Origin of the sequence: Catenibacterium sp. co_0103 (assembly GCF_004168205.1) — a bacterium.
GTDB lineage: Bacteria > Bacillota_I > Bacilli_A > Erysipelotrichales > Coprobacillaceae > Catenibacterium > Catenibacterium mitsuoka_A.
In genome coordinates this window covers 1-8,172 of record NZ_RCYB01000084.1, presented here as the reverse complement: position 1 = coordinate 8,172, position 8,172 = coordinate 1, and the positions used below count along the sequence as shown (strand labels likewise).

The 8,172-nt window shown below is 34.0% G+C and carries 6 protein-coding genes; 5 read left to right on the top strand and 1 reads right to left on the bottom strand.

What is annotated here, in order from left to right:
• Nucleotides 1-252: 252 nt before the first annotated feature.
• From hypB to EAI80_RS10635, 3 genes are read left to right on the top strand one after another with little or no spacing between them, the layout of a single operon-like run.
• A complete protein-coding gene (gene hypB, locus EAI80_RS10645) occupies nt 253-915 on the top strand; it encodes a hydrogenase nickel incorporation protein HypB (protein ID WP_129982001.1) in 663 nt (220 codons plus the stop codon).
• Nucleotides 916-919: 4 nt separating this feature from the next.
• The gene (locus EAI80_RS10640; protein ID WP_129982000.1) at nt 920-3,601 is read left to right on the top strand and encodes an FAD-dependent oxidoreductase; all 2,682 of its coding nucleotides are present in this window, start codon (nt 920-922) and stop codon (nt 3,599-3,601) included.
• Nucleotides 3,602-3,603: 2 nt separating this feature from the next.
• Entirely contained in the window at nt 3,604-3,948 is a 345-nt protein-coding gene (locus tag EAI80_RS10635) for a hydrogenase maturation nickel metallochaperone HypA (protein WP_129981999.1), read from the top strand.
• A 36-nt stretch (nt 3,949-3,984) separates the two neighbouring features.
• Here EAI80_RS10635 and EAI80_RS10630 read toward each other — a convergent pair whose 3' ends face one another.
• Complete coding sequence (locus tag EAI80_RS10630; RefSeq protein WP_006505079.1) at nt 3,985-4,371, bottom strand: MerR family transcriptional regulator; 387 nt, start codon at nt 4,369-4,371, stop codon at nt 3,985-3,987.
• Nucleotides 4,372-4,604: 233 nt separating this feature from the next.
• Here EAI80_RS10630 and EAI80_RS10625 point away from each other — a divergent pair, with 233 nt between their 5' ends.
• Nucleotides 4,605-5,945: an MATE family efflux transporter gene (locus tag EAI80_RS10625; RefSeq protein WP_129981998.1), complete on the top strand. Its 1,341-nt coding sequence runs from the start codon at nt 4,605-4,607 to the stop codon at nt 5,943-5,945.
• 23 nt (nt 5,946-5,968) lie between these two features.
• Nucleotides 5,969-8,074 carry an SWIM zinc finger family protein gene (locus EAI80_RS10620; protein WP_129981997.1) on the top strand — a complete coding sequence of 702 codons (2,106 nt, stop codon included), beginning with the start codon at nt 5,969-5,971 and terminating at the stop codon, nt 8,072-8,074.
• The last annotated feature ends 98 nt before the right edge of the window (nt 8,075-8,172 follow it).

Here is an 8,172-nt window from a genome sequence, read left to right as displayed (position 1 = left end):
ATTTTTTCTAAATTATTCAAACTTGTTTTTAAGTTTGTCTTTTTTTATACGTTTTGATTGATTTTTGTTTCACACTTATTCTCCTTTGAATACCTGTGCTATTATACACCAAATACACCACTATTTTAAAGAAAATCACAAACTCTTAGAATTTTAAATCCTTACAAATAAGATGATTTGTTGAAGGATTATTTTGTTCTGTTTACTCTGTTCAAGAAATCTATTAGAATATCTAATGAAAGGGGTTTACATATGTATAAGGTTATAGAAGTAAAACAGAGTATATTTGAAGATAATAATAAGGATGCAGATTTATTAAGACAGGAATGCAAAGAGAAGGGTGTTTTCTTACTTAATATCATGTCTAGTCCAGGTTCAGGAAAGACAACCACATTATCACGCACTATTGAAACAATCAAAGATGAAGTGAATATTGGTGTTATGGAAGCAGATATTGATAGTGATGTGGATGCGCACACTATTAGCCAGTATGGTGTACGTACAATACAATTACACACAGGAGGCATGTGTCATTTAGATGCGGATATGACAAGACAGGGATTACATGAATTAGGAATGGAAAATCTAGATCTTGCAGTATTAGAAAATGTAGGAAATCTAGTATGTCCTGCGGAATTTGATACAGGTTCCTCTTTAAATATTGCGATATTGAGTGTGCCAGAAGGGGATGATAAGCCTTTAAAATATCCGCTTATGTTTGAAGTATGTGATGTCGTGCTTATTAATAAGGTGGATGTTCTTCCTTACTTTGATTTTGATATAGAAAAATGTAAAGAGAATATTCATTATCGTAATAAGAATGCAAAGGTGTTTGAAATATGTGCAAAAAGTGGAGAAGGAGTCAAGTCTTGGTGTGATTACCTTTTAACACGTATAAGAGAATGGAAGGAATAAAATAATGGCCTATAGAGATAATATTGATAGACTTGCAAGACGTATTACAGACCGAATACCAGTGAAGTTTAAGAAGCTTAAGGAAGATGATCCTGAATACAAATGTTTAAGTGAAATCTTGAATGATGAACAATGTAATTTATGTTTATTTTTTGAAGTACGCAAACCTATGTCTTTTGAAGAAATTCTTAAAAGAACAGGCTGGGAAGAAGAACGTGTTGAACGTGTATTAAAAGAAGTATGTGATATAGGGATGATTGAGTATAACTGGGAAAATGAAGATCATCATAAACAATATGTGATGCCTCAGTTTGTCCCTGGTTCTGCAGAATTCATGGTTATGAATAATGATTTAGTCAAAGAACATCCAGTTGTGACTGATTTTTTTGAACAGATGACAAGATTACCACTAGAAAAGGTCACTCCAATGGTGCCTCCAGGAGGGGCTGGTATTGGGATGCATGTTATTCCAGTAGAAAAATCTATTGAAGCCAATCAGGAAGCAGTGTCTGTAGAAAAGATTTCTCATTGGTTGAATAAGTATGATAAGTATGCTTTATCTCCATGTTCATGTCGTAGACAACAAAGAGTTCGAGGAGAAGGGACAGGTGATATTGAAGCCGATGTATGTATTGCGGTTGGGGATATGGCTGATTATGTTGTAGAGACAAATAAAGGTGGTCATCACTGTACTTATGAAGATGTTATTGAAACATTAGAAAGATGTGAAAGAAAAGGTTATGTGCATCAGATTACAAATATTGATGGTGAAGATAAGATCTTTGCGATTTGTAACTGTGCAGCAGGTGTTTGTAATGCCTTAAGAACAAGTCAGCTCTTTAATACACCAAATATGTCTGCAAGTGCTTATCGTGCACACGTGGATGTCAGCAAGTGTGTAGCCTGTGGTAAGTGTGTAGAAGTATGTCCAGTAGGAGCTGCAAAGCTTGGACAGAAGCTTTGTACAAAGAAGGGTCCTATTGAATACCCACAGGTAGAATTACCAGATATGATTAAATGGGGACCAGATCATTGGAATCCTGATTTTAGAGATACTGCCAAAGTCAATTGTCATGAAACAGGAACTGCTCCTTGTAAAACAGCCTGTCCTGCTCATCTTCCTGTACAGGGCTATATCAAGATGGCTAGTCTTGGACGTTACATGGATGCTTTAAAGCTTATTAAAGACTTTAATCCATTCCCTGCCGTATGCGGTTCAATCTGTAATAGAAGATGTGAACAGGAATGTACGCGTGGATTATTAGATGCTCCTTTCGCAATTGATGAAATTAAGAAGTTTATTGCGGAAAAAGAACTTAATGAGGAAGAACGCTATATCCCATTATGTGAAAATGAAGAGGGCGGATTCTATCCTCATAAGATGGCTATTATTGGTGCAGGTCCTGCTGGTATGAGCGCTGCTTATTATTTAAGAATTAAGGGTTATCCTGTCACTATCTTTGAAAAAGAAGAAAAACCAGGTGGTATGCTTCGTTATGGTATTCCATCATTTAGATTAGAAAAAGATGTCATTGATGCAGAAATAGAAGTACTTAAGGTAATGGGCATTGAATTGAGATGTGGTGTAGAAATCGGTAAAGACATCACTATTGACGGATTACGTGAAGAAGGTTATGAAGCCATCTATCTTGCGATTGGTGCACAAGGTGGTAAGAAATTAAATATCCCTGGAATGAATGAAGAGTATGTTATGACAGGTGTTGATTTCTTAAGAGAAGTTAATAAAGAAGAGAGTAAAGATATGCTTAGTGGTCATGTAGTTGTCATTGGTGGTGGTAACGTGGCTATGGATGTGGCAAGAAGTGCTTTAAGAAGTGGTGCAGTGTCTGTTGATTTATTCTGTTTAGAGTCAGAAAAAGACATGCCTGCAAGCCCTGATGAAGTAGAAGAAGCCATCCATGAAGGTATTACTATGCATTGTGGATGGGGTCCTCAGGAAATCAAGGATCATACAATCACATTAAAGAAATGTATCTCTTTAGGAGATGAAACAGGTACTTTTAATCCATCTTATGATGAAACACAAACAGAAAGCTACCCATGTGATTATGTCTTATTATCTGTAGGACAGGATATTATTCCTGTAGAAGGATTAGATATCAATACAAATCCAAATGGTACAATTCAAGCGGATGCCATTACTTTACAGACTTCTGTACAAGATATCTTTACAGGAGGAGATGTCTATACAGGTCCTCGCTTTGCGATTGATGCGATTGCACAGGGTAAAGAAGCTGCTGAATCAATGCACCGTTTTGTACATAAAGGTCATTCACTTACTTTAGGTAGAGACTTACACCAGTTTACTCAGCTTGATAAGGACGATATTTTAATTACTTTAGACTTTGATCATTCAAAGAGACAGATTCCAGGTACAAAACAGGGTCTTGCGACAGAAACATTTAAAGACTTACGTTCTACATTTACGCCTGAACAGGTACAAACAGAAGCAAAACGCTGTCTTGGATGTGGCACAAGTGTAGTAGATCCTAATAAATGTATTGGATGTGGTCTATGTACAACTAAATGTGAATTTGATGCAATCAAGCTTACAAGAGATATCCCAGAAGGAAGCAATATGGTAAGATCAGAAGATAAGTTGAAGGTGATTCTTCCTTATGCTGCAAAAAGACAGATTAAGATTTTACGTAATAAGAAGAAATAAAGATGCATGAATTAGGTATTGTCGTACATATTGTCAGAACATTAGAAGATGTTGCGCAGGAAAATAGTCTCACAGATATACGCAAGGTCACTTTACAAATAGGCAAGGTCAGTGGTATTGAACCAGACTATTTAGTAGACTGTTGGGAATATTATAAGAAGAAAGTGCCATTGCTGAAGTATTCAACACTTGATTATGAATGGATTGAAGCTATTACAATCTGTCATAATTGTCAAAATACTTATTCTACAATCGATTATGGCAGAGAATGTCCTTATTGTCATAGTGGAAATACTGTCTTACTGCAAGGCAATGAATGTTTAATTAAAGAAATAGCAGGAGAATAACTCCATACAAAAAATCCTCTCTGTAACACGAGAGGATTATTTTTTGTGGATATCTTCTGTACCTGCTTTTATAGCAGTTTCATAATACCAGAGTTTATGATCAATTGTTTCTAGTTGTTTTTCTAATTGTCGCATTTCTTCTAATACAATCTCTTTTCTTCTCACAAAGAGTTGATAACGTTCTTCTAATGATTCATCACCACGTTTAACCATTTCTACATATTGTTGCATTTCAGAAATACTCATACCTGTATTCTTGAAACATTCAATAATACGCAGCATAGAAATATCTTTTTCTTTAAAAATACGATAACCTGATTCATTCTTTTCTAAGAAAGGAATGAGACCCATCTTATCATAATAACGAATAGTAGAAACAGGTAAAGACATCATTTCTGATACCTGTTTAATTGTATAAGTCATCCAATCACCCCGTTAATAGTATAAGAAATAATAGGAAATTATGCAAGAAATTGAGTCATGACAAAGTCACTATATATTTTCCTGTAAATGTGTGACTATTATTGCTGAGATAAAATAAAAATATAGGTAAAAGACAACAAATGGGCGTTGGAAAACCTATATTTTTTATTGACTTTTGCAATTACATAGTATATAACCTAATGATACTATTCAGATTACAAAGGGGGACTTATATGGAAAATAACGTTACATCAGGAAATATATTAAAACATATCGCATTTTTTGCGATACCTTATCTATTATCTTATTTCTTACAGACACTCTATGGTATGGCTGATTTATTTATCATTGGGCAATTTAATGCGGTAGATGGTATTACAGCTGTTTCTAATGGTAGTCAGGTCATGCATATGTTGACAGCAATTCTTGTAGGACTGGCTATGGGGGTTACTGTTTCTATCAGTCATGCAGTTGGCGCTAAGAATCATACATTAGTAGAAAGAACGATAGGTAATACAATTACACTCTTTGCATGCATTTCTATCATTTCTACTCTTCTGTTGCTTATTTGTGTAAAACCACTTGTTGTGTTACTCAATGTACCACAAGAAGCAATGACTGGAACTGTACAGTATCTTGTTATATGTTTTATAGGAATTCCTTTCATCACCGCCTATAACATCATCAGTTCTATATATAGAGGCTTAGGAGATTCTAAAAGCCCTATGTATATTATTGCGATTGCCTGTTTATTAAATATTATCTTAGACTATATCTTTATTGGATTATTTCATATGGGACCAATAGGGGCAGCACTTGGAACCACTATATCACAAAGCGTGAGTGTTATTATCGCACTCATTTCGATGAAATATCGTACTTCTGACATTCATATCAAAAAAGAAGACCTTCATCTTCAATCTCAGGTATTTAAACATATTCTAAAAGTAGGCTTTCCTGTCGCAATACAGGATGGATGTATTCAGATTGCCTTTATAATCATTACTATTATAGCGAATAGCCGTGGATTAAATGATGCCGCTGCAGTAGGTATTGTAGAAAAGATGATCACTGCCATCTTTATTATTCCTTCTACAATGCTTGCGACTGTATCAGCTTTATCTGCACAAAATATCGGTGCCAAAGACTACGGACGTGCTCGTACAGTATTAAAATATGCGGTTATAATTACTACTCTTTATGGAATCATTGTTGCTTTGATTGTAGAATGTGCTGCACCTACACTTCTTGGATTATTTACTAAAGATACTACAGTAATCTTACTAGGTGTACAATATATCAGTTCTTATATTATTGATACAATATTTGCAGGGATTCACTTTAGCTTTAGTGGTTACTTTGCAGCAGATGGAAAGAGTTATATTGGCTTTATTCACAATATTATTGCTATTTCATTAGTCAGAGTACCAGGTTCTTATATTGCCTCTCATATTTATCCTCATAATTTATTCCCGATGGGACTTGCAGCTCCTTTAGGATCATTATTATCAGTTATTATCTGTTTAATTGCATATCGTATATTGAAGAAGAAAGATGAATTAAGTGTGCTATAATTAATTATAAGAGAGGTACATTTATGGATAAAATAAGATGGAATCAATTGTTCACTCCAAGAACATTAAAGAGAGGATATGAACTGTACCAAAGTGGTGCAGTAGAAGACATTCAACATAATGAATATGCAATCAAAGGAAGCATATTTGACGATGATGACTATTACTCTATTGTTTATTTACGTGATGGAATGATAGAAGATATGGATTGCAGCTGTGAAAATGAAGATGAATATTGTGAACATATTGCAGCACTTCTTTATGCCTATGATCCTAAACAGACATATCAATTTCATTATTTTCAAGAAGTCTATACTGATGAAAAGTATAAATCTGTAATCAGAGATATTATTACAGAGAGTCGAAGCTATAAACAGATGATCAATAAACTCATTTCCTATAAACGTTCAATTCTTCCTACAATAACAGAAGACTCTCTTGGATCACTTAATTTGGTATTTGAAACATTCTATCTTATTTCATCTATACCTGAAGAAAAAGATGATTTCTTAGAAGAGCTTAAAAATGATTTGAAAATAATCGTTTCCTACAGTCATAATAAGAAGACTTTATTAGATGTATTTGAAAGAGAATACCATTTCCATAAGTATGAGAAAGAAGATGAAGAGTATCTCACTGAAGTCTTTCTAGAATGTTTTAATGAAACAGAATTATATGAAGACAAGTTTCGTATTGTGAATCATATGATTCTAGGCAGTGATGCTTTGAAAGATAACTGGGTTGGACGTATGCAATACTCTCGCTGGATAAGCATAGGATTAAAGATGTTGCAGGAAGCACATCAGTCCCATCAGGATATTCTTCATTTCCTTGATACACATCATAATTATCCACCTGTGTTTACGGGATATGCGAAGATATGTTTAGAAAATAGAAATTCTAATAAAGCGCTTGAAGTCGTTGAACTTGGATTAAAGTATCATCAAGAAGATGAAGATTTACTTAAGTTGAAAGAGGAGATTTCACCTTGTTTAAATCTCAATATAATGGATTGGGCAGATCAGTTTACAGATGTTATCTTAAAGCGTGGTTATGATTATTTTTATAAGAAGAAGATCAAGAAACTCTATCAGGAACCTTATGGTATTGCGGCTGTAGTAGAAGGATCAGAAGATTATCATGTGACTATAGATTTAAAGGATGAACAGGTCACTGGTATGTATTGTGATTGTCCTTATGCCAATAAAGGACATCATTGTAAGCATATGGCAGCTGTACTTCTTGCATGTAGTGATTGTGAAAATTATGATGATATCAAAGAAAAACTAGATATCAAGTTTATAAAAGAACTCAAAGAACGTATTCATACACTTCCAAGAGATCAATTAGAACAGCTCCTGTTTAATGAAATGAGATTTAACGAATCTTTACAGCAACGCTTTAATGATCTTATTGAAACAACTACAATTCAAGATAAATACTTAGACTATCTAGTAGAACTGATAGATGATAATGAAGATCATATACCAACACTTTTAAAGAAGTTGAAAAAGTATCTTCGTATCTCTTTAAGTAAACTTATATCAAAACGTGATTACAAGACAGCACATGCGCTTATTGCCTGCGCATTTTGTAAAGTCACATATTTAGATCCGAAGAAAGAAGTCTATGAAATCCTTACAGATATCCATGAGTATTTGAGACAACTTATAAAAATCTATCCTTCTAGTGAAGAAGCCTTTAATGCAGTGAAGGAACTTTATAGTGACTGCTGCCTCCCATTTTATGAAGGTGTGATTGATCCAGTACTCTTAAATGATTTTGATAGTAAGCAGTTCTATGATTTGAAGTTCAACCTTATTCATCAGAAGATTCTCTATTCATCTCTTTATGATGACAGAGAACTCCAAAAGGTTATTTATGAACGTTGGACAAAATACGGGTTGGATTTACTTATAGAATCAGGTAAAGAAGAATCAGTGATTCTTGATTACTTAAGTCAGTATGCAGATAGTGAAGCAGTACAAGTCAATTATGTTGATTACTATGTAAGAAAAGGTCACTATCAAAAAGCACTTGATATTTTAGATGAGCATACAGGTGATGCTTATGAAGTAAAAAAACAAGAAGTTATAGAAGCAATGAATCATCATAAAGAAGTATCTTAAGAAACCTATTCGCAGGTTTCTTTTTTGGTAATTTAAAATAACTAGGGGTTTCCTAAATTTTAATTATCACGCAGTAAGGGGTGAATCTCACCCCTTAT

Excerpts from the sequence above, each read along its gene's own strand:
- hypB (WP_129982001.1), top strand. The coding sequence starts at position 253 with ATGTATAAGGTTATAGAAGTAAAACAGAGTATATTTGAAGATAATAAT.
- EAI80_RS10640 (WP_129982000.1), top strand. The coding sequence starts at position 920 with ATGGCCTATAGAGATAATATTGATAGACTTGCAAGACGTATTACAGAC.
- EAI80_RS10635 (WP_129981999.1), top strand. The coding sequence starts at position 3,604 with ATGCATGAATTAGGTATTGTCGTACATATTGTCAGAACATTAGAAGAT.
- EAI80_RS10630 (WP_006505079.1), bottom strand. The coding sequence starts at position 4,371 with ATGACTTATACAATTAAACAGGTATCAGAAATGATGTCTTTACCTGTT.
- EAI80_RS10625 (WP_129981998.1), top strand. The coding sequence starts at position 4,605 with ATGGAAAATAACGTTACATCAGGAAATATATTAAAACATATCGCATTT.
- EAI80_RS10620 (WP_129981997.1), top strand. The coding sequence starts at position 5,969 with ATGGATAAAATAAGATGGAATCAATTGTTCACTCCAAGAACATTAAAG.